Source organism: Mesorhizobium sp. ES1-6 (assembly GCF_020164775.1).
In the GTDB taxonomy this organism is placed as follows: Bacteria; Pseudomonadota; Alphaproteobacteria; order Rhizobiales; family Rhizobiaceae; genus Mesorhizobium.
The window spans coordinates 28,647-52,774 of sequence record NZ_JAIUGU010000007.1 but is presented as its reverse complement, the minus strand read 5'-3'; the positions used below and the strand labels follow the sequence as shown (position 1 = coordinate 52,774).

The 24,128-nt window shown below is 63.4% G+C and carries 23 protein-coding genes and 1 other RNA gene; 12 read left to right on the top strand and 12 right to left on the bottom strand.

Translation table 11 applies throughout. The features are described 5' to 3' along the window. Window positions 1-251: 251 nt before the first annotated feature. Window positions 252-1,367 carry a cystathionine gamma-lyase gene (locus LB564_RS18540; RefSeq protein WP_224539895.1) on the top strand — a complete coding sequence of 372 codons (1,116 nt, stop codon included), beginning with the start codon at window positions 252-254 and terminating at the stop codon, window positions 1,365-1,367. 8 nt (window positions 1,368-1,375) lie between these two features. Here LB564_RS18540 and LB564_RS18535 read toward each other — a convergent pair whose 3' ends face one another. From LB564_RS18535 to LB564_RS18505, 7 genes are all read right to left on the bottom strand, one after another. Beyond that, on the bottom strand, window positions 1,376-1,669 hold the full coding sequence (locus LB564_RS18535; protein ID WP_224539893.1) for a type II toxin-antitoxin system RelE/ParE family toxin: 294 nt from the start codon (window positions 1,667-1,669) through the stop codon (window positions 1,376-1,378). Beyond that, complete coding sequence (locus tag LB564_RS18530) at window positions 1,666-1,950, bottom strand: type II toxin-antitoxin system ParD family antitoxin (protein ID WP_224539891.1); 285 nt, start codon at window positions 1,948-1,950, stop codon at window positions 1,666-1,668. Before LB564_RS18530 ends, LB564_RS18535 begins: the two co-directional genes overlap by 4 nt. A gap of 161 nt (window positions 1,951-2,111) precedes the next feature. Beyond that, window positions 2,112-2,510: RNase P RNA component class A (gene rnpB / locus LB564_RS18525), an RNA gene on the bottom strand. A 65-nt stretch (window positions 2,511-2,575) separates the two neighbouring features. Next, entirely contained in the window at window positions 2,576-3,292 is a 717-nt protein-coding gene (locus LB564_RS18520) for a lytic transglycosylase domain-containing protein (protein ID WP_140701927.1), read from the bottom strand. A 197-nt stretch (window positions 3,293-3,489) separates the two neighbouring features. Further along, window positions 3,490-4,245, bottom strand: a complete 756-nt coding sequence (locus LB564_RS18515; protein ID WP_224539889.1) for an N-acetylmuramoyl-L-alanine amidase — start codon at window positions 4,243-4,245, stop codon at window positions 3,490-3,492. After that, window positions 4,242-4,961, bottom strand: coding sequence for a J domain-containing protein (locus LB564_RS18510; RefSeq protein WP_140701929.1), 720 nt, complete (start codon window positions 4,959-4,961; stop codon window positions 4,242-4,244). The genes LB564_RS18515 and LB564_RS18510 overlap by 4 nt, the downstream gene beginning before the upstream one ends. A 159-nt stretch (window positions 4,962-5,120) precedes the next feature. Then, on the bottom strand, window positions 5,121-5,333 hold the full coding sequence (locus LB564_RS18505) for a hypothetical protein (RefSeq protein ID WP_140701930.1): 213 nt from the start codon (window positions 5,331-5,333) through the stop codon (window positions 5,121-5,123). A 184-nt stretch (window positions 5,334-5,517) separates the two neighbouring features. Between LB564_RS18505 and LB564_RS18500 the strand changes: the two genes are divergently transcribed. From LB564_RS18500 to LB564_RS18485, 4 genes are all read left to right on the top strand, one after another. Beyond that, complete coding sequence (locus LB564_RS18500; protein ID WP_140701931.1) at window positions 5,518-9,150, top strand: hydantoinase B/oxoprolinase family protein; 3,633 nt, start codon at window positions 5,518-5,520, stop codon at window positions 9,148-9,150. A gap of 32 nt (window positions 9,151-9,182) precedes the next feature. Beyond that, window positions 9,183-10,481, top strand: a complete 1,299-nt coding sequence (locus LB564_RS18495; protein WP_140701932.1) for a DUF3419 family protein — start codon at window positions 9,183-9,185, stop codon at window positions 10,479-10,481. Further along, entirely contained in the window at window positions 10,478-11,158 is a 681-nt protein-coding gene (locus LB564_RS18490; protein ID WP_140701933.1) for a class I SAM-dependent methyltransferase, read from the top strand. Before LB564_RS18495 ends, LB564_RS18490 begins: the two co-directional genes overlap by 4 nt. A gap of 106 nt (window positions 11,159-11,264) precedes the next feature. After that, window positions 11,265-11,573 carry a HigA family addiction module antitoxin gene (locus LB564_RS18485; protein ID WP_140701934.1) on the top strand — a complete coding sequence of 103 codons (309 nt, stop codon included), beginning with the start codon at window positions 11,265-11,267 and terminating at the stop codon, window positions 11,571-11,573. A gap of 155 nt (window positions 11,574-11,728) precedes the next feature. On the opposite strand, the gene LB564_RS18480 is transcribed toward LB564_RS18485, so the two are convergent. Further along, window positions 11,729-13,108, bottom strand: coding sequence for a serine hydrolase domain-containing protein (locus LB564_RS18480; RefSeq protein ID WP_140701935.1), 1,380 nt, complete (start codon window positions 13,106-13,108; stop codon window positions 11,729-11,731). 283 nt (window positions 13,109-13,391) lie between these two features. On the opposite strand from LB564_RS18480, the gene LB564_RS18475 reads away from it, so the two are divergent. Further along, window positions 13,392-14,192, top strand: coding sequence for a GH25 family lysozyme (locus tag LB564_RS18475; protein WP_140701936.1), 801 nt, complete (start codon window positions 13,392-13,394; stop codon window positions 14,190-14,192). A 174-nt stretch (window positions 14,193-14,366) separates the two neighbouring features. Continuing rightward, window positions 14,367-15,545, top strand: coding sequence for a lytic murein transglycosylase (locus LB564_RS18470; protein ID WP_140701937.1), 1,179 nt, complete (start codon window positions 14,367-14,369; stop codon window positions 15,543-15,545). Between the two features lie 73 nt (window positions 15,546-15,618). Here LB564_RS18470 and LB564_RS18465 read toward each other — a convergent pair whose 3' ends face one another. Next, the gene (locus LB564_RS18465) at window positions 15,619-16,839 is read right to left on the bottom strand and encodes an alanine racemase (protein ID WP_140701938.1); all 1,221 of its coding nucleotides are present in this window, start codon (window positions 16,837-16,839) and stop codon (window positions 15,619-15,621) included. A 210-nt stretch (window positions 16,840-17,049) separates the two neighbouring features. Here LB564_RS18465 and LB564_RS18460 point away from each other — a divergent pair, with 210 nt between their 5' ends. Continuing rightward, window positions 17,050-17,964: a DMT family transporter gene (locus LB564_RS18460; RefSeq protein WP_224539887.1), complete on the top strand. Its 915-nt coding sequence runs from the start codon at window positions 17,050-17,052 to the stop codon at window positions 17,962-17,964. Window positions 17,965-18,392: 428 nt separating this feature from the next. On the opposite strand, the gene metF is transcribed toward LB564_RS18460, so the two are convergent. Together metF and LB564_RS18450 are read right to left on the bottom strand one after the other, a co-directional pair. Continuing rightward, window positions 18,393-19,310, bottom strand: coding sequence for a methylenetetrahydrofolate reductase [NAD(P)H] (gene metF / locus LB564_RS18455; RefSeq protein ID WP_140701940.1), 918 nt, complete (start codon window positions 19,308-19,310; stop codon window positions 18,393-18,395). Beyond that, on the bottom strand, window positions 19,310-20,332 hold the full coding sequence (locus LB564_RS18450) for an ArsR/SmtB family transcription factor (RefSeq protein ID WP_140701941.1): 1,023 nt from the start codon (window positions 20,330-20,332) through the stop codon (window positions 19,310-19,312). Before LB564_RS18450 ends, metF begins: the two co-directional genes overlap by 1 nt. A 178-nt stretch (window positions 20,333-20,510) precedes the next feature. Between LB564_RS18450 and tsaA the strand changes: the two genes are divergently transcribed. The 4 genes from tsaA (at window position 20,511) to LB564_RS18430 (ending at window position 23,434) form a co-directional block, all read left to right on the top strand. After that, window positions 20,511-21,035: a tRNA (N6-threonylcarbamoyladenosine(37)-N6)-methyltransferase TrmO gene (gene tsaA / locus LB564_RS18445; protein WP_224539885.1), complete on the top strand. Its 525-nt coding sequence runs from the start codon at window positions 20,511-20,513 to the stop codon at window positions 21,033-21,035. Then, window positions 21,032-21,346 (top strand): DUF2293 domain-containing protein, encoded by a 315-nt coding sequence (locus LB564_RS18440; RefSeq protein ID WP_140701943.1) that lies wholly within the window; start codon window positions 21,032-21,034, stop codon window positions 21,344-21,346. The genes tsaA and LB564_RS18440 overlap by 4 nt, the downstream gene beginning before the upstream one ends. Before the next feature lie 137 nt (window positions 21,347-21,483). Further along, window positions 21,484-22,440 carry a D-amino acid aminotransferase gene (locus LB564_RS18435; RefSeq protein ID WP_224539883.1) on the top strand — a complete coding sequence of 319 codons (957 nt, stop codon included), beginning with the start codon at window positions 21,484-21,486 and terminating at the stop codon, window positions 22,438-22,440. A gap of 154 nt (window positions 22,441-22,594) precedes the next feature. After that, entirely contained in the window at window positions 22,595-23,434 is an 840-nt protein-coding gene (locus tag LB564_RS18430) for an SDR family oxidoreductase (RefSeq protein ID WP_224539881.1), read from the top strand. A gap of 39 nt (window positions 23,435-23,473) precedes the next feature. Here the strand turns inward: LB564_RS18430 and LB564_RS18425 are convergent, their stop codons facing one another. After that, window positions 23,474-24,091 carry an MOSC domain-containing protein gene (locus LB564_RS18425; RefSeq protein ID WP_224539879.1) on the bottom strand — a complete coding sequence of 206 codons (618 nt, stop codon included), beginning with the start codon at window positions 24,089-24,091 and terminating at the stop codon, window positions 23,474-23,476. Window positions 24,092-24,128: the final 37 nt, after the last annotated feature.

The following is a 24,128-nucleotide window of genomic DNA, read 5'->3' as shown; positions in this document are numbered from 1 at the left end:
AGGCTTTGATGTCGAAATGGGATATCATGGGGCACTATGGGCGTCAACGGGAATAGGCTTCACAGACGTGCGCATCTCGACCGACGAGCGCAGCCGTTACGGCACGTCTCGTCTTTATGATCCATTAAGCCTAACGAAGCGTTTAGGGCCGTCTGGCCCAACTCGACACGCCTTGCCGAGGACCTTTGCCGGGCATAGCGTCGAGCGACGTCTTTCGCCGCACTACACGTCCAATTACAAGGATCGAACTCATGTCCGAGACGGCAAGGTCACGCGCCGCCGAACTTTCCCATTTGCGCAGCCGCGATTTCGCCAAGGGCGATCCGATCCCATTGCCGCTGACCATGGCTTCGATCTTTCACACGCCGGGCACCGAGACCGGGATCGATCAATATGGTCGTTACGACAATCCAACCTGGCGCGCCGTGGAACATGTACTCGGCCACCTGGAAGACGCACAATGCGTGAGTTACCCCTCTGGAATGGCCGCGATCTCGGCGGTGTTCTTCGCGCTTTTGAAATCGGGCGATCGCGTGCTTTTGCCCGCGGACGGCTACCACGCCACGCGCGCGATGGCCGAACGCTTCCTGAAGCCTCTGGGCGTGAACTTCGATGTCCGACCGACGCCGACTTTCCTTGACGGCGGCTTCGAAGGCTATTCGTTGGTCTTCATGGAAACGCCATCCAATCCACGCCTGGACATTTGCGATATCTCGGCCGTTTCCCGGGCTGTCCGCGAACAGGGCGCGATCCTTGTCGTCGACAACACGACGATGACGCCATTCGGCCAGCGTCCACTCGACTTCGGCGCCGATGCCGTCGTCTCCGCCGACACCAAGGCGGTTAACGGCCACTCCGACGTGCTGTTCGGTCATGTCGCCAGCCGCAACGCCGATATCATCACCAAGGTGGCGGATTGGCGCGGAATGGTCGGTGGCATTCCCGGACCTTTCGAGGCGTGGCTGGTGCATCGCGGCCTTGAAACACTGGAGGTACGGTTCGACCGTATGTGCTCATCCGCCGAAACGATCGCGCAACGGCTGAAGGAACATCGCGCGGTGCGCGGCCTGCGTTTTCCAGGCCTCGATGGCGATCCCTCGCACAACCTTGCCCGCGCCCAGATGGAGCGCTTCGGCTTTCTCATCTCGTTCGAACTCGCCTCCGAGCAGAAGGCCGAGGATTTCATCGACAATTGCCACCTGATAGAGGCCGCGACCTCTTTCGGCGGCGTCCACACTTCAGCCGAGCGGCGTTTGAAGCGAGGCGACGCGGTGCCGCCTGGCTTTGTCCGCCTGTCGGTCGGCTGCGAGCCGGTGGAAGAGCTCTGGAAGGCGATCGAGGCCTCCCTGGACAGGATCAGCGGCTGACAAACCGACTACGCGCCGAGGTCATCGGCTTCGATGTTGCGACGACCATGGAGCACGCGAAGAATTTCGATGGCATCGGCGCTGATACGATACAGAGTGAGATACTCGCTGATGACCAAATGACGGATGCCGGGCCCGATATCGTCGCGTGGCGCACCTGAGAAGGGATGCAAGGTCAGCAAATCCCAACGTCTTTCCATGGCGGCCACGAGGCGAGCAGCAGCGCGCGGGTCATGGCTGGCGATGTAGTCACCGATGCCTTCGAGATCGACGGCGGCTTGAGGAAGCAGTCGATATTTCACTCCTGAAAGCCTTTGGCCTCGGCCATCTTCAGGTATTTCGCGCGCAGTCGTTCCATGATTGGCTGGCCGTCTTGCGCCGGCCCGCTGTCGATCCCCTCCTGCATCAGCTTGCGCAGCTCCTCGACCGTGTAGCCCATCAGGTCGCGGCGGTCCTTCCACTGTCGCAAGGCATCACGGATCACTTCGCTCGCCGAGGCATATTCTCCAGCCGCGACCACATCGTCGACCGCTTGTGCCAGTTCCGGCGAAAGCGTGATGCTGCGTTTGTCGACCTGACCCATGATAGGCTCCCGATGATGAGTCGCGATGGTACGATTTAATCGCACCAGTTTCAAGAAAATGAGGCGAAGGCTATGCCTTGTGGCGACGCCCTTGAATCGGAAGCTGCGCCCAAGGGCGCAACCTTCTGATATCGAAAGACTTATCCGGATATCGGGAGAAAATTGCCAGCTGGCCTGTAAGCCGGGTTTTGTATGGCCCCCGCCCCTTGCGAGGCAAGAACGTGGCGGCCATTCATCTTGGGCGCATGTTGCCATGCGCCTCACGCAACCTACCCGGACGGTGAGCCGGAAACAGCCCTCGAGGGTTTCCCCTCGCACCGCCCCTATTCGGTCTTGCTCCCGGTGGGGTTTACCGTGCCGCTCCTGTTGCCAGTCGCGCGGTGGGCTCTTACCCCACCCTTTCACCCTTACCCCGACAAGTCGTGGCGGTTTGCTTTCTGTGGCACTTTCCCTGGGGTCGCCCCCGCCGGCCATTAACCGGCACCGTGTTTCCATGGAGCCCGGACTTTCCTCACCCGCGGCCTTTCGGCGTTTGCGGGTGCGGCCGCCCGGCCAGCTGGCAGGGCGTATAAAGGGGTTCACACCACAAAACGCAACCGAAAAAGCCCGTAGTGACCGGTTCTCGTCAAGCCGGCGCGCCGACAGCCGCCAGCTGAACCTTGACCTTGCTGCAGTAAGCCGCCGAAACCGGGTTCATGCGGGTGGCGCCATGGCCGGCATTGTATTTCAGGATCGTGCCGCAGGTCGTGCCGCCGCCGAGGTCGCGCGCCATGGCGAGGTACTTCATGCCGTATTTGATGTTGGTGTCGGGATCGAACAGGCCCTTGGCCGATCCGTTGTAACCCATCATCCGCGCGGTTGCCGGCTTGATCTGCATCAGGCCGATCTCGCCGGCGCCGCCGACCATGTTCGGCCGGTAATTGCTCTCGATCTTGATCACGGCGTCGGCCAACGACACCGGAACCCCGTAGCTCGCCGCATAGCGGGCGACAATCGCGGAATACTGGCCGCTGCTCGCCACGGCCGCGGTCGACGCGGCGACGTTCCTGAGACCGATCGATGCCGTCGTCGTCATGTCCACGGTTTTGCGGCCGCGCTTTGTCCTCTTGGCGGAGGATTTCCGCGCCTTGGCCCAGCTTGCCTTTTCCACCTTCGCGGAAGCCTGCTTCGTCGTCGCCTTCGCACTCTTGCTGCCTTTGGCCGAAATGGGGTTGCCCTTGGCGGATGCCGTGACGAGGCCCTGATCGGCCCGCTGGCTTAACGGCGCGGCGTCGGCTGCACTGAAGGCAAAGCTCATTGCGCCGGCAGCAAGAGCTGCCGTTAAAACGGTCAATTTCTGCATGTGATCCTGTTCTGTTGGGGCCATGCGAAGATTTTCGCGCGGCGTCGCTTGATTACTATCGGAACACGCGGGGGCTTGATGTCCGACAAACTGTACGAAACGCCCTTTGAAGCCCGATTTGGAACCAATGAAGGCGGGGCAAGTCACTTTCCGTGACAGTTCGTAACTTTATGACGTTGGGGATTACTTGAATCGGGTCATGACCCGACGGAAGCAAGCAGGTTCCGAAGCGTACGCATCGTCGAGCCGTCGGCAAATCCGTCGACCCGGCGCGGCCGGAAATGCCGCTGGAAGGCCTCGACGACGATCCGTGTCCGATCGTCGAAAACACCCGAGATCTCGGCGCCATAGCCGTAGATCGACAGCATCGACTGCAGCTCCTCGACATCGGGACCGTGGTCGCCGGACTTCAACGCGGCTCCGCGCCGGATGGGAGCGGCAGGCACGAGATGGCCGACACCGGCCTTAAACAGCGCCACCCATGGAAACTTCTCGCCCGGATCGATCTTGCGCCCCGGCGCCACGTCGGAGTGCGCCAGCACCCGCTCGGCGGCGATTCCATGCCGCGCGGCGATCCCCTTGCACAGCGCGATGACCGCCGTGATCTGACGTTTCGGAAAGCCAGGATAGCCCAGTGAATGGCCCGGATTGACGATTTCAATGCCGACCGAGCAGGAATTGATGTCGGTGCGCCCGAACCAGGAACTCTGGCCGGCGTGCCAGGCGCGGTCGCTTTCCCGGACCATCTGCACGATGTGTCCATTCTCATGAACCAGATAATGCGATGAGACTTCACTGGCGGGATCACACAGCCAGGCTTCGGCCCCCGCACCGGTCGCCATGCCCGTATAGTGCAGCACGATCATGTCCGGCTTCAGCCCGTCGCGCCTTGGCCCGAAATTCGGTGACACCCTGACCTCCGCGCTCGGCTCGTCGGGCAGGAAGCCGCTCATGCGTGCCGCAGACCCCGTTCGATCATCTCGTAGGCCGCGTTGATCGCCGCCACCCTGGTCGTCGCGATCTTGATGAATTCCTGCGGCAGCCCGCGCGCGATCAGCCGATCCGGATGGTTGTCGGACACCAGCTTGCGATAGCGTTTCCGGACCTCCTCGAACGGCTTGCCGCGCTCAATGCCGAGCACGACATAGGGGTCGCCGGCGCCAAGATTGACGTGCCGGGCCATGATCGACTCGTAATGCGTGTCGTCGATGCGGAAGATCTCGGCGATACGGTGCAGGAAGATGCCTTCGCGCTCATGCACCAGCCCATCGGCCTTGGCGATGTGGAACAGGCCATCGAGTATGTCTTCCAGCATGACGCAATTGGAGTGCCCGGAGCCGCAAAGCTGCGCCATGCGCTCGGCATAGGTTTCGAAACCGGCCACGTCCTGCTGGGCGAGATCGAACAGACGTGCAACGTTGCGCGTCTCCTTCGGCGGCACTTCGAATATTTCCTGGAACGCACGCACCTCGTCCTGGGTGACGATGCCGTCGGCCTTGGCCATCTTGGCCGACAGCGCGATCATGGCCACCGAGAAGGCGACGCGGCGGCGCAGGTCGGCGTCGCCGGAAAAAACCGTGCGCACGGCTTCGACCACGTCGGCGACGCCAGACGTGGTCGAAGACGAAACCCGCGTGATGAAGTCGCCGAGGCGGTCCCAAATCGACATGGCCCGCTTCATAGAGCGAACCGGTCCCCGCTATCAAGCCAATAAAGGCCACCTCTAGGCCTGTGAACCCGAGGCGATTGCCGGTGCCGATGGTGGGTCTTCACGAGAAAAGGCCGGCATCACGCCGGCCTCCCTCCCAAGACACTCACTGCTTACAAACTACTGCGCGGGCGCAGGAGCAGGCGTTGCCGGAGCCGGCTCGGCAGGCTTGGTCGAATTATCAGTCGGGGCCGCGGGCTTCATCGGCTGCTCGGCGGCCGGCGGATTGGTGCTCTGCGTCGTGGTGTTGTCAGTGCCGGTGCCGCTGTCGCTGCAGGCCGCGACGCCCAGCAGGGCAAGTGCGGACACGGAAGCAAGAATGATCTTTTTCATAACATCTCTCCTTCAACACACGTTCACGTTGCGGTGAACGGTCGAAGGGAAAATGCGTGACTGGGCCGAGGGTTTCGTAACGTTGCGTTTCCGCCTGTAACATCAATGGCATGCGGGCGACATTGCTGCCGGCGCTTCGGCGCTTTAACAACGACACCGCAAACGCAATACCGGAGACACAGGCATGGCCGCGAAATGGGATTTCTGGATCGATCGCGGCGGCACCTTCACCGATATTATCGGCCGTGACCCGCAAGGCGGGCTGCATCCGCGCAAGCTGCTGTCGGAGAATCCCGAGGCCTATGCCGATGCGGCGATTCAGGGCATCCGCGACCTGCTCGGCCTGGAGCCGGCGGCCGCCATCCCGTCCGGCCTGATCGGCGACGTCAAGATGGGAACCACGGTAGCCACCAACGCCCTTCTGGAGCGCAAGGGCGATCGTGTGCTGTTGCTCATCACCAAGGGATTTCGCGATGCGCTCAAGATCGCCTATCAGGCGCGGCCCGACATCTTCGCCAAGGAGATCATCCTTCCCGAACAGCTCTACGAGCGCGTCATCGAGGTCAACGAGCGCGTGCTCGCCGATGGCTGCGTCGAACGGCTGCTCGACATCGCGGCCTGCCGGCCGGCCATGGAGCAGGCGAAAGCCGATGGCATCGACGCCGTCGCCATCGTCTTCATGCATGCCTGGAAATATCCCGATCACGAGAAGGCGGTGGCAAAGGTCTGTCGCAAGCTCGGTTTCGGCCAGGTCTCGGTCAGCCACGAGGTCTCGCCGCTGATCAAGCTGGTCGGCCGCGGCGACACGGCGGTCGTCGACGCCTATCTGTCGCCGATCCTGTCGCGCTATGTGCAAAGGGTGGCGGGAGAACTGGGCACGGCGGGAGGGAACGACGAATCCCCCCGCCTCATGTTCATGATGTCTTCCGGCGGGCTTACCGCCGCCGACATGTTCCAAGGCAAGGACGCGCTCTTGTCGGGCCCGGCCGGCGGCGTCGTCGGCATGGTCGAGACGGCCAAGCTCGCGGGTTTCGACAAGGTCATCGGCTTCGACATGGGCGGCACCTCCACCGATGTCGCTCACTATGACGGCGAATATGAGCGGGCCTTCGACACCGAAGTCGCCGGGGTGCGCGTGCGCGCCCCGATGATGCGCATCCACACCGTCGCCGCCGGCGGCGGCTCGATCCTGCACTACGAGGCCGGCCGTTTCCGCGTCGGACCGGATTCCGCTGGCGCCAATCCCGGCCCCGCCGCCTATCGGCGCGGCGGGCCGCTTGCCGTCACCGACGCCAACGTCATGCTCGGCAAACTGCGGCCCGATTTCTTCCCGTCGATCTTCGGCCCGGACCAGGACGCGCCGCTCGACGCGCAAACCGTGCGCGCGAAATTCGAAACACTGGCCTCCGAGATCGGCGACGGCCGCACGCCCGAAGCGGTCGCCGAAGGCTTCGTCACCATCGCGGTCGAGAACATGGCCAATGCGATCAAGAAGATTTCCGTCCAGCGCGGCTACGACGTCACCGAATATCTCCTGAACTGCTTCGGTGGCGCCGGCGGCCAGCACGCCTGCCTGGTCGCCGACGCGCTCGGCATGGAGGCGGTGCTGATCCATCCCTTCTCCGGCCTGCTTTCGGCCTACGGCATCGGCCTCGCCTCGGTGTTCGCCTCGCGCCAGCAGGCGCTGCTGAAGCCGCTCGCCGAAGAGTCCAGAACGGAGATCGGCGACCTCATCGCCACCTTGAAAAAGGCCGTGGTCGCGGAGCTGGCGGCGCAAGGCATCGCCGAGAACGCGGTCGCCACCAAGCCGGTGCTGCACATCCGCTATGACGGCACCGACACGGCACTGCCGGTGAATTTCGAGGCGGATTCGATCTTCCAGGCCAGGCGCGATTTCGAAATCGCCCACAAGGCGCAGTTCGGCTTCGTCTATGACGACAAGCCGATGATCGTCGAGACGGTCGGCGTCGAAGGCACCGAAACCGGCCAGACCAGCGCCGAAGCCCATGCGCCCGCCGGACCGGCGAAGGCCAAGCCGGACACCTCCGAGACCAGGCCTGTCTACACGGAAGGCAAGTGGCATGAAGCTGGCGTCTACCGCCGCGAAAACCTCAGGCCGTCCAGTCTGGTCGCTGGTCCCGCCTTGATCATCGAGCCGAACCAGACCATCGTCGTCGAGCCTGGCTGGCGGGCCGAAATCACGGACGTCAACCACGTCGTCATACGCCGCACGGAAAAGAAAGCGCGCGCCGCAGCCCTCGGCACGCAAGCCGATCCGGTGATGCTCGAAGTCTTCAACAATCTCTTCATGTCGATCGCCGAACAGATGGGCGTGACGCTGCAGAACACCGCCTATTCCGTCAACATCAAGGAAAGGCTGGATTTTTCCTGCGCGGTCTTCGACCACACCGGGGCGCTGGTCGCCAATGCGCCGCACATGCCGGTGCATCTCGGCTCCATGGACCGTTCGGTCGAAACCATCATCCGGCTGAACTCCGGCGATATCCATCCCGGCGACGTTTTTGCCTTGAACGCCCCCTATAATGGCGGCACCCATCTGCCCGACATCACCGTGGTGACGCCGGTCTTCGACGATGCCAGGACAAACATCCTCTTCTGGGCGGCCTCGCGCGGCCACCACGCCGATATTGGCGGCACCGCCCCCGGCTCGATGACGCCGCTCGCCACCACGGTCGACGAGGAAGGCGTGCTGTTCGACAATTTCCGCGTCGTCGACCGCGGAAAATTCCGCGAGACGGAGCTGCATACGCTGCTCACCGACCACCCCTATCCGGCCCGCAACCCGCAGCAGAACATCGCCGACCTCAAGGCCCAGATCGCGGCCAACGAGAAAGGCGTGGCGGAGTTGCGCAAGATGGTCACGCATTTCGGCCTCGATGTCGTCCAGGCCTATATGGGCCATGTCCAGGACAATGCGGCCGAGAGCGTAAGGCGTGTGCTGGAGCGGCTGCCCGATACATCGGAGTATGAATATCCGACCGATACGGGCCAGGTGATCAAGGTCAGGATATCGGTCGACCGGCAAAAACGCGAGGCGACCGTCGATTTCAGCGGCACGTCGCCTGTCATGAAGAACAATTTCAACGCTCCGGAGCCCGTCGCTCGTGCCGCGGTACTCTATGCCTTCCGCGTCATGGTCGAGGACATGATCCCGATGAATGCCGGGTGCCTCAGGCCGATCAACATCGTCATTCCCGATGGCTGCATGCTGAAGCCCGCCTACCCTGCCGCCGTCGTCGCCGGCAATGTCGAGACCTCACAGCACGTCACCAACGCGCTGTTCGGCGCCATGGGCGCGATGGCCAATGCGCAGGGAACGATGAACAACCTGACCTTCGGCAACAAGAAATATCAGTATTACGAGACGATCTGCTCCGGCTCGCCGGCAGGGCATATGAATTCGGGGCGCGGCTTTGCCGGCACGTCGGGCGTGCACACCCACATGACCAATTCGCGTCTCACCGACCCGGAAGTGCTGGAACTGCGCTTTCCCGTGGTGCTGGAGGATTTCCACATCCGCCAGGGTTCCGGCGGCAAGGGCAAATGGAGCGCCGGCGACGGCACAAGACGCACCATCCGCTTCCTCGAAAAGATGGAATGCGCGATCCTGTCCTCGCACCGCAACCGCCCGCCGCAGGGGCTGGACGGTGGCGGCGACGGCGAGGTCGGCTCGACCAAGGTGCGCCGCAACGACGGCACGGTCGATGTGCTGAAAGCCTGTGACCAGACCATGCTTGAGGCAGGCGAGGCTGTCATCCTGAGGACACCAACGCCGGGAGGGTTTGGCAAGCTGTAAGAAAGGCGTCAACAAGCTGTCACTGGCCTGTCATGACCCTGGGTTACCCGCTTGCGGCAAAGCAAATGGGGAATCACTTTGCCATGACGGACGTCTCCTCGGATCTGGTTTTTCGCCGCGGCAAGGAAGTTGGCAAGGCCGTCTACCAGAACCGCGCGCTTTCAAAAGCCGGCATCTCCGAGCGGCTGTTCGCCTTCCTGTTTTCCGGCCTGGTCTATCCGCAGATCTGGGAAGACCCTGACGTCGACATGGAGGCGATGCAGCTTGGCCAGGGCCACCGCGTCGTCACAATCGCGTCAGGCGGCTGCAACATCCTGGCCTATCTCACCCGCTCGCCGGCACGGATCGACGCCGTTGACCTCAACGCCGCCCACATCGCGCTGAACCGCATGAAGCTGGAAGCGGTTCGCCATCTGCCCTCGCAAGGCGACCTGTTCCGCTTCTTCGGTGCAGCCGATACCAGCCATAATTCGGAAGCCTACGACCGCTTCATCGCGCCGCATCTCGATCCGGTCAGCCGGCATTACTGGGAGCGCCGCAACTGGCGCGGCAACAGGCGCATCGCTGTTTTCGACCGCAATTTCTACCAGACCGGACTGCTCGGCCTGTTCATCGCCATGGGCCACCGCACGGCGAAATTCTTCGGCGTCAACCCGGCGCGCATGATGGAAGCCAGGAATATCGGCGAGCAGCGCCGCTTCTTCAACGAGGAACTGGCGCCGGTCTTCGACAGGAAGCTTCTGAAGTGGGCGACCTCGCGCAAGGCTTCCCTGTTCGGCCTCGGCATTCCGCCGGCGCAGTACGATTCGCTGATCACCTCCGGCGACGGCACCATGGCCAGCGTGCTGAAGGCCCGGCTGGAAAAGCTCGCCTGCGATTTCCCCCTGCAAAACAATTACTTCGCCTGGCAGGCTTTCGCCCGCCGCTACCCGGAACCAGGCGAGGCCGCCCTGCCCGCCTATCTGGAAAAGCAGAACTACGACACCATTCGCGGCAACATCGACCGCGTCGCCATCCACCATGCCAACCTGATCGAATTCCTCGCCGGCAAGGATGCCGGCGCCGTCGACCGCTTCATCCTGCTCGACGCGCAGGACTGGATGACCGACGACCAGCTCAATGCGCTGTGGTCGGAGATCACCCGCACGGCCTCGGCCGGCGCCCGCGTCATCTTCCGCACCGCCGCCGAGCCCAGCCTGCTGCCAGGTCGCGTCTCCACCTCGCTGCTCGACCAGTGGGACTATAAGGACGAAGCATCGCGTGAATTCTCGGCCCGCGACCGCTCCGCCATCTATGGCGGCTTCCATCTCTATGTGAAGCGCGCGGCATGAGCACGACGGAACTGCCGGCCAGCCCCGAATTCAAGGCTAACCATGCCGAATTGATGGACGGCGTCTACCGCTGGCAGCGCCACATCTATGACCTGACGCGCAAATACTACCTGCTCGGCCGCGACCGGCTGATCGCGGGGCTGGACGTACCGCCGGGCGGCACCGTTCTGGAGCTCGGCTGCGGCACCGGCCGCAACATCATCCTCGCCGCCCGCGCCTATCCAGACGCGCGCTTCTTCGGTCTCGATATTTCGGCCGAAATGCTGGAAACGGCGGGCAAGGCGATCGACCGCGAAGGCCTGTCGGACCGGGTCGTGCTGGCAAGGGGCGATGCCACCGATTTCGCCGCCAAGGCGCTGTTCGGCAAAGCCAGCTTCGACCGGGTCTTCGTCTCCTATTCGCTATCGATGATCCCGGGCTGGGAGAAGACGGTCTCGGCGGCACTTGCCGCGCTGACCCCGACGGGCTCGCTGCACGTGGTCGATTTCGGCCAGCAGGAAGGCCTGCCGGGGTGGTTTCGCGCCTTGCTGCGCGGGTGGCTGAAAAAATTCCACGTCACGCCACGCGAATCCCTGCGTGACGGTCTGGAATCGGAAGCCGAGCGCGCCAGCGCAACCTTCCGTTTTCGCACGCTTTATCGTGGCTATGCCTGGCTGGCTGTGATCAAGCTCGGGTAAAAGTGGCCCGAGTTCGGGGCGCTTTCGCATTCGCGCTGGCCACCTGCCGCTCCATTCCCACCCCCGGCGGATGCGGTTATGGTATGACCTCAAGGTGAGGTGACACATGTTGATGACCACACGCAAGCCTGCAACGGTGGGCGAAATCCTCACGGAAGAATTCATGCAGCCGCTCGGCCTGACACAGGCTGCTTTGGCGGAAGCGATGGGGGTCCAGCGCAAGCATGTCAACGAATTGTGCAACGACCGCCGCAACGTGACGGCTGCGACCGCGCTCATCCTGGCGCGGGTCTTCGGCAACAGCCCGGATTTCTGGCTCAACGTGCAGCGCCGCAGTGATCTTTGGACGGTCATGAACTCGCCCGACGAGCGAGCGCGTGTCGATCGCGCCAAGCCTTTGGCGACCGCGGCATAGAAGACAGATTGTATCGATCGACTTCCGCTTTAGAGCGGTTCAGCGTTTAATAGAAACGCCGAACCGCTCTAGCTCTTTGTTTCCACGCAATTCCCAAGGGGAAGCGCTACGCGCTTCTCCCAGGAAAACCGTTACACACTTCTCCTGGAATTGCTCTAGTGCAGCGCCTTCACCAGCGCCCCGACCATTGCCTGCGGGCGATAATTGAGCTTGGCCGGCGTTAGCCCGAGCCGTACCACGACCAATTGCTCGGAGGGAATGATGGCGACGGTCTGTCCGTCATGGCCTTCCATCCAGTAAGTGTCCTTGGGCAGGCCGGCGGCAACGCCCGCGCCGGGGGTTTCCTCATCGCCCGGCGCCTCTATCCACAACTGGCCCTTGCCGTAGACTTTCGAGGCGGGCGCCGGCTCGCGCATCCAGTCGACGAAACCGGCCGGCAGCATCTGGTTGCCGTTCCACACCCCGCTTTGCAGCAGGAACTGGCCGAAGCGCGCCCAGTCATGCGCCGTGGCGTAGAGGTAGGAAGAGCCGACGAAAGTGCCCTGCTCGTCGGTCTCGAGCACCGCGCTGTGCATGCCGAGCGGTTCGAATAGCGCCGTACGTGGCCAAGTCAGCGCCTTTGCCTTGTCGCCGATCGCGTCCTGCCAGAGCCGCGACAGCATCACCGCCGTGCCGCTCGAATAGGAAAACACCTTGCCCACCGCGCCGGTGAGCGGCTTGGCTTCGGCAAAGCCCGCCATGTCGGGCTCGAGATAGAGCATGCGCGTGACGTCGGCGACGTCGCCATAGTCCTCGTTGAATTCCAGCCCGCTCGACATCGCCATCATGTCGGCGAGGCTGATGGCGGCGCGGCCATCCGCCTTCCACGGCGTGAACAGGCCCTTGTTGTCGACTGCCATCTTGCCGTCCTTGACCAGCGTGCCGACGATGGCGGCATTCACCGTCTTGGTCATCGACCAGCCGAGCAGCGGCGTCTTGGCGGAAAAGCCGTCGCCATAGCGTTCCGCGACGACCCGTCCGTTCTTGACCACGACGATCGCGCGCATGCCGGTGCCGGCCATGGCGTCGTCGCCGACGATTTTCGCAACCTCCGGATTCTGCGAGGCATCGACCCGTTCGCCCTCGGGCCACAGCGCATCCTGGCTCGTCGCCGCGGGTTCGGCATGGACCGCCGTGCGCCGCGCCTTGCCGATATCGCCGTCCGGGACCGAAGCGCAGCCCAGCCCGTCACGGGCAACCGCCTCGCTCTTGCCGAGGAAGCCGAGCAGTCCGGCCGAAACCGTCCCCCGGTTCTTGTCGACCGAGACCCGCATCAGCCGCAGCAGCGGGTGGCCGGGCGCCTGCACATCGACGGCCAGCACCTCCTTGGCGTCGCGCCCGGCGACGAAGACGTTGGAGCAGACGATCTTGGCCGAATAGCCCGAACCGACGCGGATGAGTTCCGGCGGCGCTATATACAGCCAGGCAAACAGCGCGGCGACCGCCAGCACGATCAGGCCAAGCAGCCATTTGACGATCTTGACGACGAACCGCATGCGTTTCCTCCCAGGCAATCGCCTGCCCTTGTGTCATCGAATTGCCGCCATTGCTTCGGCAAAATCGGGCCTCTTGTCGAGCGCCGTCAACTGATTATCAACCATGATCGGCGATCACATGATGCATGTCGCCCAAAAGTGCACAGCGGTTTTGGAACAACGACATGCACGAAATCAAGATATCAGGCGATGCGTGGGGCTATCGTCTGGAGGGGCCAGACCAATTTAGGCCATCGGTGCACAGACCCATCAGCGACCGGCTGATTCCGGCTTGGAAGTTGCGATGCGTCGTCTTGCGGTTCTTTTCATGCTGACGCTGCTCGGCGCCTGCTCGACCGTGGACGATCTGTCGCCGCTGTCGCCGTCCGCGTCGAGCAGTCCGACGGTGGCCGTGCGCGCGCCGCGCTTCGCCGATTCCAAGCCGCATGAATGGGACAGCGGCGCGCCATGGAACTATGTTGTCCACGGCACCGACGTCTCCAAATACCAGACCTCGGTCGACTGGCCGGCGGCCAGGGCCAGCGGCATTTCCTTCGCCTTCATCAAGGCGACCGAGGGCGGCGACCGTTTCGATGAATATTTCAGCGAGCACTGGGCGCGCACGAAAGCCAACGGCATTCCACGCGCCGCCTATCATTTCTTCTATTTCTGCACGCCGGCGGCCACCCAGGCGCGCTGGTTCATCCAGAATGTGCCTGTCGACCGCTCGGCCATGCCGCCGGTGCTGGATATGGAATGGAATCCGAAATCGCCGACCTGCCGCCTGCGCCCCGACCCGGCCACGGTACGCGCGGAGATGACCACCTTCCTCGAAATCGTCGAGCGGCATTATGGCAAGAAACCGATCATCTACACCTCGGTCGATTTCTTCGACGACAATGAATTGTCGACCTTCCGCGGCTATCCCTACTGGCTGCGCTCCGTCGCCGGCCACCCACGCGAAAAATATGGCAGCCACCCCTTCACCTTCTGGCAGTACACCGGAACCGGTATCGTTCCCGGCATGACCGGCAAATCCGACATCAACGTCTTCAACGGCTCGGAAGCCGCTTGGAACAAGTGGCTGCGGCAGAACACGCGCTGATACCGGCTAACGGTCGCGAAGCCGGCTGGAATGGCGGCTGCGGCAGAAGAACCGTTGACACCGGGCCTGCCGCCTGCTTTTCGACACTACCAGCGGTAAAGAGTGCAACCGCTGGCAATTCAGGGCGTTAGGCTCCAGGCACGCCAATGCCCTCTTCGTTTCGAAAGGAAGCTGATGCGACTGCGTTCCCAAGCCCTCGCGGCGCTGTTTCTGTGCGCCACGGCCTTGCCGGCGATGGCGCAGGAATGCGGCGGCGATTTCGAAACCTGGAAACAGGGCGTCGCGGCGGAAGCCAAGGCCGCCGGTGTCGGCGCCGTGGGTCTCGATGCGCTGGAGGATGCCACTTTTGACCCGAGGGCCCTGGCGCGCGACCGCGCGCAGGGCGTCTTCACGCAAACCTTCGTCCAGTTTTCCAACCGCATGATCTCGGCCTACCGGCTGAAGCAAGGTGCGGCGAACATGAAGAAATACGCCGACATCTTCGCCCGCGCCGACCAGCAATTCGGCGTCCAGGCGCCTGTCATCACCGCCTTCTGGGCGCTTGAAACGGATTTCGGCGCCGTCCAGGGCGATTTCCATACGCTGAGCGCCTTGGTGACCCTGTCGCATGACTGCCGCCGCCCGCAATTGTTCCGGCAGCAACTGGTGCCGCTCCTGGAACTGATCGATCGCGGCGTGCTGCCGGCCGATGTCACGGGCGCCTGGGCCGGCGAAATCGGCCAGACGCAGATCCTGCCGTCCGACTATCTTGCGCGCGGCGTCGACGGCGATGGGGACGGCAAGATTGACCTGCGAAACAGCGTGCCGGACGTGATCATGACCACGGGCAACAAGGTGCTGTCGCGCGGCTGGAAGCGCGACGAGCCCTGGATCCAGGAAGTGCGCGTGCCCGAGGAGATGCCGTGGGACCAGACCGGGCGCACCAACAAACTGCCGCTGACGCAGTGGGCGCAGTGGGGCGTCACCAATCCCAACGGCTCGCCGCTGGTCGACAAGGGCCTGAAGGCCGGCCTGGCACTGCCGATGGGCCGCAAGGGTCCGGCCTTCCTCACCTATGAGAATTTCGACGTCTATCTCGAATGGAACCAGTCCTTTACCTACGCGCTGACCGCGGCCAATCTCGCCGCGCGGCTCGCCGGCGCGCCGCCGCTCGATCCGCGCAATCCCGAGCCAGGTCTCAACAACGACCAGATGAAGGAACTGCAGACCAAGCTCGAAGCCAGAGGCTACGACGTCGGCACCGTCGACGGCATTTTGGGCACCAACACCCGTGAAGCGATCCGCAGGGAACAGATGCGGTTGGGCATGCCGGTGGATGGCTGGCCGACGCCAGAGTTGTTGGGGAAGTTGTAAGGTAGTGAGTAGTGAGTAGTGAGTAGTGAAATATGGAGAATTCCCTACTGACTACTCACTACTCACTCTTTTCCTAATCCGCCATCGTCTCCAGGCTCGCAAAGCCTTGCGGCGCGTCGCCCTCGTCGAAGGGCGTCGTCACCTCGACGAAGGTGTCGGGATAAAAGCCGTTGAAGCGGGTCCTGAGCGACAGCGAGTAGGCGCCGATATGGCCGATCTCGATCCAGTCGCCGGTGTCGACGGTTTCGGGCAGCCAGAATGGCCGCGACAGGATGTCGACGGAATCGCAGGTCGCGCCGCACACCTTGAACGGCACGATGTTCTTCTCGTCGCCATTGCGCGTTCGGATCGCCGGATCGGGAATGAAGCGCGCCGGCAGCGTGATCTTGCCGGTCCATGAATCCGACAGCGACGCCCAGATGCCGTCATTGATGTAGAGACGCTTGCCCTTGCGCAACAGCACGCGCACGATCAGCGACAGGCAGCGCGCCACGATCACCCGGCCCGGCTCCGCCACCAGCGGCACCTGGTCGAACTGGTATTCCTTCAGGTCGCCCGACAGCCGCGACATGATCTGGCCGAGCGATGGCATCTCGATCTGCTTGCGGTTGGGATCATGGCCGTATTCGGCTGGAAAGCCGCCGCCGACATCGAGCCCGGCAATGTCGAAGGTCAGCCGGTTGCGCACCCAGTCGGCCGAGGCCAGCGCCCGCTCATAGGTGTCGGGATCCTCGATCTGGCTGCCGACATGGAAACACAGGCCAACCTTGTAGCCTGTGCGGTTCAACCGCTCGGCGAGTTCCACGGCATAGGCCGGCCCGGCGCCGAATTTCTTCGACAATTCGTAAGCGGCATGGCCCTTGGTCTGCACCCGCACGAAGACGGTGACCGCACCGGGATCGATGTCGAGCGCCCGCACCACCCGCGTCAGCTTGGTGATCTCGTCCTCATGGTCGAGCGAGATGACGCGGATGCCGTATTTCTCCAGCGCCAGCTTGATATCCGACTGCGCCTTGACCGGGTGCATGTAGAGCATCTCGGCATCGGGCGAGACGGCGCGCACGGCGGCGAACTCGCCTGGCGAGGCGACGTCGAAAGCGGTGACGCCGGCCTCGACCAAGGTCTTCAGCACGATCTGCTCGCCATTGGTCTTCACCGCATAGGCGGTCTTGCCGGGGAACATGCCCATGAACTGCCTGGCGTCGGCCTTCAAGACCTGCGGACGAAAGCAATAGACCGGATCGTCAGGGCGAAGCGCCAGTGCCGCCTCGCGGGCATTCTCGAATCGCTGCATGGACGAATCCTCGACTTCAGCCTGCGCACAATTAATCCAAGCTAGCGGCTAATGAAAACAATTCTGTGTCTCGCACCGCTGACGGTGCGGCAGTAGCCTTTTTGCCGGGAAGCTTGGCTGTCGGTCAGGTTTCGGGTGGCCCTTGTCGCCGAACCCGATATGGCTTCCGTCTGGCTGGCCGGCCTGGAGCCGCCTCGGGGGACAAATCACATGGCGATAGCAGCAACCGCCCCACGGGGACCGATGGCGCTCAAGGACTGGGGCCAGTTGCTGCTGCTCGGCGCGATCTGGGGCGGCTCGTTCTTCTTCGCCCGCATCGCGGTGGCGGAACTTCACCCGCTGGTGCTGGTGCTGTTTCGCGTCGCCATCGCGGCGATCGCGCTGCAGGTCTATCTCGGCCTGCGCGGCCCGTCCTTCCGCCTCGCTCTGCCGCATGCCGGCCTGTTCTTCCTGCTGGCCCTCACCAACAACGTCATCCCCTTCTCGCTGATCTTCGCCGGCCAGACCCAGTTGGGCGCCGGTGTCGCCTCCGTCCTCAACGCCACGACGCCGTTCTGGACACTGATCCTCGCCAACGCCCTGACCTCGGACGAAAAACTGTCCTGGAACAAGCTCGCCGGCATCGCGCTCGGCATCGCCGGCACGGCTGTCATGATCGGTCCAGGCCTGATTGCCAACCTGGGCGGCCCGGCCTGGGCGAAGTTCGCGCTGATCGGCGCCTCGCTGTCCTATGGCGTCGCGCTGATGGTCGCCCGCCGCTTCAAGGGCGTGCCCTCGCCGGTCATCGCCACCGGACAGTTGACGGCCTCGACCATCATCATGATCCCGATCGTGCTCTTCGCCCATGGCACGGTGGGCCTGTTCTCCGCTTCGCCGCCGGTCTGGGCGGCCGTGCTGGCGCTGGCGCTCCTGTCCACCGCCTTCGCCTACATCCTCTACTTCAACCTCGTCGCCTCGGCCGGCGCCACCAACGCTTCGCTGGTCACTCTGGTCGTGCCGGCCAGCGCCATGCTGATCGGTTTTCTTTTCCTGGGCGAACGGCTCGAACTGTTCGAGATCGGCGGCGTGGTGCTGATCGGCCTTGGCCTCGTCACCATCGACGGACGCATATTCGCGCGCCGCTAAGGCGAGGCATGTCGCGAAAGTCGAATGTGACTTTCGCGGAGGTAGCGCTGTCATGACACACCAACGACACCGTCCCGCCACAATTTATTCACAGGTCCGAAGCGGGGTTTTGCCAAGGAGTTTCAACGGCTAACGGCGAACCTTGGGTCGCAAAATCCACAATCACGTCGCAATGCAGCATATTTTCCGCTTGCCTGTGGCACAAATGAACCTAGACTCCGGGCATAGCTCTTTAAGAGGAGGCTATGTCATGGGACTTACGAGGCCAATCAACGCATTGATGATTTGTGCTGCGTTTGCTTTCATCGGCGCCCTCATTATGGGCGTCCTTCCCTGAACCCGCCAAGACGGGGAAGACCAGCACCAAATAGTCCAACCAATTCGAAAGGCCGGGTTTTTACCCGGCCTTTTGCTTGTCCGGCTGACCCCTAGGCGGCAGCCGATCCGGCCACGTCCGGCTCGTGCGAGCGGATGCCAATCATGTGACAGACGGCGAAGACGAGATCGGCCCGGTTCATCGTATAGAAGTGAAAATCGCCGACGCCGCGCTCGACCAGGTCCAGGACCTGTTCGGCGGCCACCGCGGATGCCACCAGCGCATGCGTCTGCGGGTCGTTCTGCAGGCCATCGAAGCGCTCGGCCAGCCACGCCGGCACCAGCGCACCGCAGCGCGCCGAGAAATTGGCGACCTGGGTGAAATTGTGCACCGGCAGGATGCCTGGCACGATCGGAATGTAGATGCCGGCCCGGCGCGCGCGCTCGACGTAACGCTCGTAGAGATCGTTGTCGAAAAAGAACTGGGTGATCGCCCGCGTCGCGCCATTGTCGACCTTGCGCTTGAGCATGTCGATGTCGGTGGCGAAATCGGGGCTTTCCGGGTGCTTTTCGGGATAGGCAGAAACCGAGATGTCGAAATCGCCGGCGCCCTTCAGCGCGCCCACCAGCTCGGCGCCATTGGCGTAGCCGTCCGGATGCGGCCGGTAGGCAGCCCCGACGCCTTCCGCCGGATCGCCGCGCAAGGCGACGAAGCGCTTCACGCCCATGTCGGTGAATTCCCGGATCACGGCGTCGACCTGGTGGCGGGCCGCGTCGACGCAGGTCATGTGCGCGGCCGGCGTCAGGCTGGTCTCCTTCAGGATGCGGCCGATGGTGCGCGCGGTACGCTCACGCGTCGAACCGCCGGCGCCATAGGTCACCGAGACGAATTTCGGCTGCAGCGGCTCCAGCCTTGTGACCGTGTCCCACAGCCTCGCCTCCATCTCGTCGTTCTTCGGCGGGAAGAACTCGAACGAAACCCTGACCTTGTCGCCGATATCGGGACGGCGGGAAAAGCGAAACTGGTTCATCAGGCGATTTCCCCTATCGAGCTCACTCTGGTCTGCTGGCTGGCATTGGCGGGATCAGCGATCAGCAGGCGCCGGTCGCGGCCAAGCCAAAGCTTGACGGTCAGCCTGGCCTCGTTGCCGCCGCGCGGTTCGAATTCCTGGGCATCCTCGAGATCGAGGCCGGCTTCGGAGAACCACTCGCCGATCTGCCGGTCGGAAAAGCCGAGACGCATATGGGCATGCTCGTCGCGCAGGAATTCCAGCGCGTGCGGCGCGAAATCGACGATAACCAGACGGCCCGCCGGGCGCAGCAGCCGCGCCGCCTCATGGATGGCGCGGGCGGGATCGTCGAGATAATGCAGCACCTGGTGGATGGTGACGAGATCGAACGCATCGCGCTCGACCGGCGGCGAGAAGATATCGCCCTGCCGCACCTGTGCATTCGAGACGCCGGCCTTGTCGAGATTGGCGCGCGCCACGGTCAGCATCTCGCGCGACATGTCGATGCCGACGCCGCGCCGGTAGAGCGGCGAGAAGATTTCGAGCAGCCGGCCGGTGCCGGTGCCAAGGTCGAGCATGGACTGGAACGGCCGCTTGCCGACCAGCTTCAGCATCGCGGCCTCCACGGCGCGGTCGGGCACATGCAGCGAACGGATATGATCCCAGCTCGCGGCGTTCTGCGAAAAATACTCGGTGGCGCGGTCCTGGCGCTTGCGCTTGACGGAAGCCAGCCGCTCCAGATCGCGCTCGACCTGCGGGTCGGCGTCACGAATGCCGGCCACCAGCCTCAGCACGAAATCGCGCGCCGAATCGGCATCCGACAAGCGGAAGAACGCCCATGACCCTTCCTGGTAGCGGCCGATCAGCCCCGCTTCGAGCAGCAGTTTCAGGTGCCGCGAGACACGTGGCTGCGACTGGCCGAGAATCTCGGTAAGGTCGGACACTGTGAGGTCGCCGCGCGACAACAGTGCCAATATGCGCAGCCGGCTGGATTCGGCCGCAGCCTTCAGCGTATCCACCATGGTGTCGAGCGAAACGTGCATGATCGCATTCTCTTTGAAAAAGATATAAACATATGTTTATGTCGATTTTTAAAACCGTGCAAGCGCTATGACGCTCCCGGACAACAAAATGCCGCATGCGTGTTTTTCCGGTGCGTACCCCGGCAAAATGTGGTGCGGTCTTGGGGCGATGATAGGCACCAGCGCAGAGATGGGCAGAATGAGCGAACCGCGTGAGATGTTCGAGGCACGCGAAGGCGAGCGGACACTGGAGCAGGATCCGGCGACGATGCCGCCCGATGGCGGCATCGTCTTCATCGGCCGCATCGCTTCGCCTTGGACCACCCAGGAAAGCTGCCCGAAGAACATGCGCACGGCACGTGAGACTGGACAGCCCGCGGTGCTCACCATCGAAGCGCCCTATCGAGAAGGTCTGCGCGGACTGGAGCGCGCCAGCCACGTCGTCATCCTCTCCTGGCTGCACCACGCGCCGCGGAATCTGATCGTGCAAAAACCCCGCCATGCGGCTGATGCCAAAGGCGTATTCGGCCTGCGCTCGCCGGCCCGACCGAACCCGATCGGCCTGCATGTAGCCAAGCTCGTCGCGCTCGACGTCTCCACCGGACGCATCGACCTCGACGCCATCGACGTGCTCGACGGCACGCCAGTCATCGACATCAAGCCCTATTTCGCCTCGACCGACGCCATTGCCGAGGCGACCGTTGAGGGGCGCGAGGAGCGATGAGCGCGCCGACCGGCCGCCGCCGCGCCATCGCCAAGGCGCTGACAGCACTTCTGCCGCTGGCCCCCTATGCTGACATGGAAAAGATCCGCACCGACGCCGGCGCGGTGCATATGAAGACCTTGCCGCCGACGATCGCGGTCTGGCTGGCGACGATTGCGCATGTCCGTCACATGCACACGGACTACGAAAAGCTGCTCAGCGAGGGCTATGACCGCGACTCCGCGCGTTTCTTCGTCATCGAGCAGACCAACATCGTGCTCACGCGCTGGCGCGCCACGCGGCTGCTCGACGCCGACGACGAAGAGGAATGAGGCTATGCCGGACGGAACAGTGCTCACCCCGCCATGCTGGCCGGATCGCCATATCGAGGACGACTGAAGTCGGACGACTGGCTCTATGCGCCCGGCCTGCCGCCGATAGCTTGTGAGGCAATGGCCAGGAGCTGCCGATGAGCCAAATCGCACAGGATACACCGCCGCCGCCTGTGGTGAGCGATCGCCACATCGACCCGCATTCCTATCCCGACGGCATTGCCTTCCTCGATGGCCAGTATTTGCCGATGTCGCAAGCCAAGGTCTCGGTGCTGGATTGGGGATTTCTGCACTCCGACGCCACTTACGATACGGTGCATGTCTGGAACGGCCGCTTCTTCCGCCTCGATCTGCATCTCGACCGTTTCTTCGGCGGATTGGAGAAGCTGCGCATGACGATCCCGTTCGATCGCGACGGCGTCGCCGAGATCCTGCACAATTGCACGGCACTTTCGGGTCATCGCGCCGCCTATGTCGAGATGCTGTGCACGCGCGGCGCTTCGCCGAGCTTCAGCCGCGACCCGCGCCAGGCGATCAACCGCTTCATGGCGTTCGCCGTGCCGTTCGGCTCGGTCGCCAATGCCGAGCAGTTGCAGCGGGGCCTGCATGTCGGCATCAGCGACAAGGTGCGCATTCCGCCAGCCTCGATCGATCCGGCGATCAAGAACTACCACTGGCTCGATCTCGTGCGCGGCCTCTACGATGCCTATGATCGCGGCGCCGAGACCGCGCTCATTCTCGACTTCAACGGCAATGTCGCCGAAGGCCCGGGCTTCAACGTCTTCCGCGTCAAGGACGGCGTGCTGGCGACACCGGCCATTGGCGTGCTGCCGGGCATCACCCGGCGCACCGTCTTCGATCTCTGTGGCGCGGAAGGACTTGCCGCGACAGCCGTCGATGTCAGCGTCGCCTCGCTCAAGGCAGCCGACGAAGTCTTCATCACCTCGACCGCCGGCGGCATCATGCCGGTGACGCGGATCGACGGCGCCGACATCGCCGGCGGCAAGGTCGGACCGATCACCAGCCGGCTGATGGCGCTCTACTGGCAAAAGCACGACAACCCCGCCTGGTCGACCGAGGTGAACTACCCCTGACTAGCGGCGCCTGGTCAGAGATCAGAAGGCGCCTTGTTCAAAAAGATTTCCCCTCGCCTCTGGAAAATCGCCGGACAGGCCGTATATGCCCGAAAGCGGAGAAGCCTCCGCTTTTATCCAGAAATTACGCCCGCAGGGGCAAGGATCCAACATCATGACATCCAAGGTTTGGTTCATCACCGGATCGTCGAAGGGCTTTGGCCGCGTCTGGGCCGAGGCTGCACTGGCGCGTGGCGACCGCGTTGCCGCGACCGCCCGTGACACAGGCACGCTCGCCGATCTCGTCGAAAAATACGGCGACAACATCGCCGCGCTTAAGCTCGACGTCACCGACAAGAAAGCCGTCGATGCCGCTGTCGCCGAGGCGCACAAGCGCTTTGGCCGGCTCGACGTCGTCATCAACAATGCCGGCTACGGCCATTTCGGCGCCATCGAGGAAGTCAGCGAGCAGGAAGCCCGCGACCAGATCGAGACAAATGTGTTCGGCGCGCTATGGGTCACCCAGGCCGCCCTGCCGATCATGCGGGCACAGCGGTCCGGCCACATCATCCAGATCTCGTCGATCGGCGGCGTCAACGCTTTTGCCTCGCTCGGCCTCTACCACGCCTCCAAATGGGCGCTGGAAGCCTTCAGCCAGTCGCTCGGCATCGAGGTCGCGGAATTCGGCATCCATGTCACGCTGGTCGAGCCGGGCGGTTTTTCCACCGACTGGTCGGGAGCATCGGCCAAGGTCTCCAAGCCGATCGAGGCCTACGCACCTGCCCGCGCCAAAATGGCCGAGCGCCGCGCCAACTCGGTTGCCGGCGATCCCGAGGCGACCGGCCCGGCCATGCTTGCCATCGTCGATGCGGCCGAGCCGCCGCTCAGGGTCTTCTTCGGCGATGGCGGCCTGCCGATGATCCGCCAGGAATACGCCAACCGCCTCGCCACCTGGGACAAGTGGGACCACGTCTCCGTCATGGCGCAAGGCGCCAACAAGAACCGCAAGGGCTGACCTTTGCCGTTCTGCCACGCCGCCCCCCCGGCGGCGTGGCTATGCCTTGTAGATCCATTGCTCCGGCACGCGCACTGAAATCTCTTCGCCGGCCCTGACGATGCCGGGCTTTTCAACCCAGGCGACGACGCCGCGCAACCGCTTCGCCGCCTTGGGAAACAACAGCGCACCGGCTTCGACATCGGCCATTCCGACATTCTCGGCGATCGATCGTCCGGCGATACGGCATGGTCCGTTTTGTGCGTCCACCTTGAGGGTCACGCCCCCCTTGAAGAACAACAGCGTGCCTGCCGGCAGCATCGACAGATGCGGCACGCCTTCGATCACCAGATTGGCGCCGATCCACTCGGGCCTGATTTCGGCCAGCCCCATCCGTTCGGCGACGATGGCCAGTTCGTCCGCCGCCACGATGGACAATTGCCTTTCATTGCGCATCTCGGTGCCGCGCGGATACCACGGCTCGCGTCCGCCGGAGCGCCGCGTCGGCCCGGCATGGAAATCGCCCGATATGCCGTCGAAACCCAGACGCAATTCATCCACAGGTCTTGTCTGGAAATGATCCGCTGGCGCGACATAGAGCGCGGCCGCGCGGGCAGTAAGCTTCTTCGCCGGGATGATTTCGACCGGCTTCTCGGCCTCGGGGAAGAGATCCAGCATGGCGTTGCGTCCTTTCGCGAAGCACTGGAATAGCTGG

What these genes read in the sequence shown, in the direction of transcription:
- LB564_RS18540 (WP_224539895.1), top strand. Translation starts at nt 252, where the DNA reads ATGTCCGAGACGGCAAGGTCACGCGCCGCCGAACTTTCCCATTTGCGC.
- LB564_RS18530 (WP_224539891.1), bottom strand. Translation starts at nt 1,950, where the DNA reads ATGGGTCAGGTCGACAAACGCAGCATCACGCTTTCGCCGGAACTGGCA.
- LB564_RS18520 (WP_140701927.1), bottom strand. Translation starts at nt 3,292, where the DNA reads ATGCAGAAATTGACCGTTTTAACGGCAGCTCTTGCTGCCGGCGCAATG.
- LB564_RS18515 (WP_224539889.1), bottom strand. Translation starts at nt 4,245, where the DNA reads ATGAGCGGCTTCCTGCCCGACGAGCCGAGCGCGGAGGTCAGGGTGTCA.
- LB564_RS18510 (WP_140701929.1), bottom strand. Translation starts at nt 4,961, where the DNA reads ATGTCGATTTGGGACCGCCTCGGCGACTTCATCACGCGGGTTTCGTCT.
- LB564_RS18505 (WP_140701930.1), bottom strand. Translation starts at nt 5,333, where the DNA reads ATGAAAAAGATCATTCTTGCTTCCGTGTCCGCACTTGCCCTGCTGGGC.
- LB564_RS18500 (WP_140701931.1), top strand. Translation starts at nt 5,518, where the DNA reads ATGGCCGCGAAATGGGATTTCTGGATCGATCGCGGCGGCACCTTCACC.
- LB564_RS18495 (WP_140701932.1), top strand. Translation starts at nt 9,183, where the DNA reads ATGACCCTGGGTTACCCGCTTGCGGCAAAGCAAATGGGGAATCACTTT.
- LB564_RS18490 (WP_140701933.1), top strand. Translation starts at nt 10,478, where the DNA reads ATGAGCACGACGGAACTGCCGGCCAGCCCCGAATTCAAGGCTAACCAT.
- LB564_RS18485 (WP_140701934.1), top strand. Translation starts at nt 11,265, where the DNA reads ATGTTGATGACCACACGCAAGCCTGCAACGGTGGGCGAAATCCTCACG.
- LB564_RS18480 (WP_140701935.1), bottom strand. Translation starts at nt 13,108, where the DNA reads ATGCGGTTCGTCGTCAAGATCGTCAAATGGCTGCTTGGCCTGATCGTG.
- LB564_RS18475 (WP_140701936.1), top strand. Translation starts at nt 13,392, where the DNA reads ATGCGTCGTCTTGCGGTTCTTTTCATGCTGACGCTGCTCGGCGCCTGC.
- LB564_RS18470 (WP_140701937.1), top strand. Translation starts at nt 14,367, where the DNA reads ATGCGACTGCGTTCCCAAGCCCTCGCGGCGCTGTTTCTGTGCGCCACG.
- LB564_RS18465 (WP_140701938.1), bottom strand. Translation starts at nt 16,839, where the DNA reads ATGCAGCGATTCGAGAATGCCCGCGAGGCGGCACTGGCGCTTCGCCCT.
- LB564_RS18460 (WP_224539887.1), top strand. Translation starts at nt 17,050, where the DNA reads ATGGCGATAGCAGCAACCGCCCCACGGGGACCGATGGCGCTCAAGGAC.
- metF (WP_140701940.1), bottom strand. Translation starts at nt 19,310, where the DNA reads ATGAACCAGTTTCGCTTTTCCCGCCGTCCCGATATCGGCGACAAGGTC.
- LB564_RS18450 (WP_140701941.1), bottom strand. Translation starts at nt 20,332, where the DNA reads ATGCACGTTTCGCTCGACACCATGGTGGATACGCTGAAGGCTGCGGCC.
- tsaA (WP_224539885.1), top strand. Translation starts at nt 20,511, where the DNA reads ATGAGCGAACCGCGTGAGATGTTCGAGGCACGCGAAGGCGAGCGGACA.
- LB564_RS18440 (WP_140701943.1), top strand. Translation starts at nt 21,032, where the DNA reads ATGAGCGCGCCGACCGGCCGCCGCCGCGCCATCGCCAAGGCGCTGACA.
- LB564_RS18435 (WP_224539883.1), top strand. Translation starts at nt 21,484, where the DNA reads ATGAGCCAAATCGCACAGGATACACCGCCGCCGCCTGTGGTGAGCGAT.
- LB564_RS18430 (WP_224539881.1), top strand. Translation starts at nt 22,595, where the DNA reads ATGACATCCAAGGTTTGGTTCATCACCGGATCGTCGAAGGGCTTTGGC.
- LB564_RS18425 (WP_224539879.1), bottom strand. Translation starts at nt 24,091, where the DNA reads ATGCTGGATCTCTTCCCCGAGGCCGAGAAGCCGGTCGAAATCATCCCG.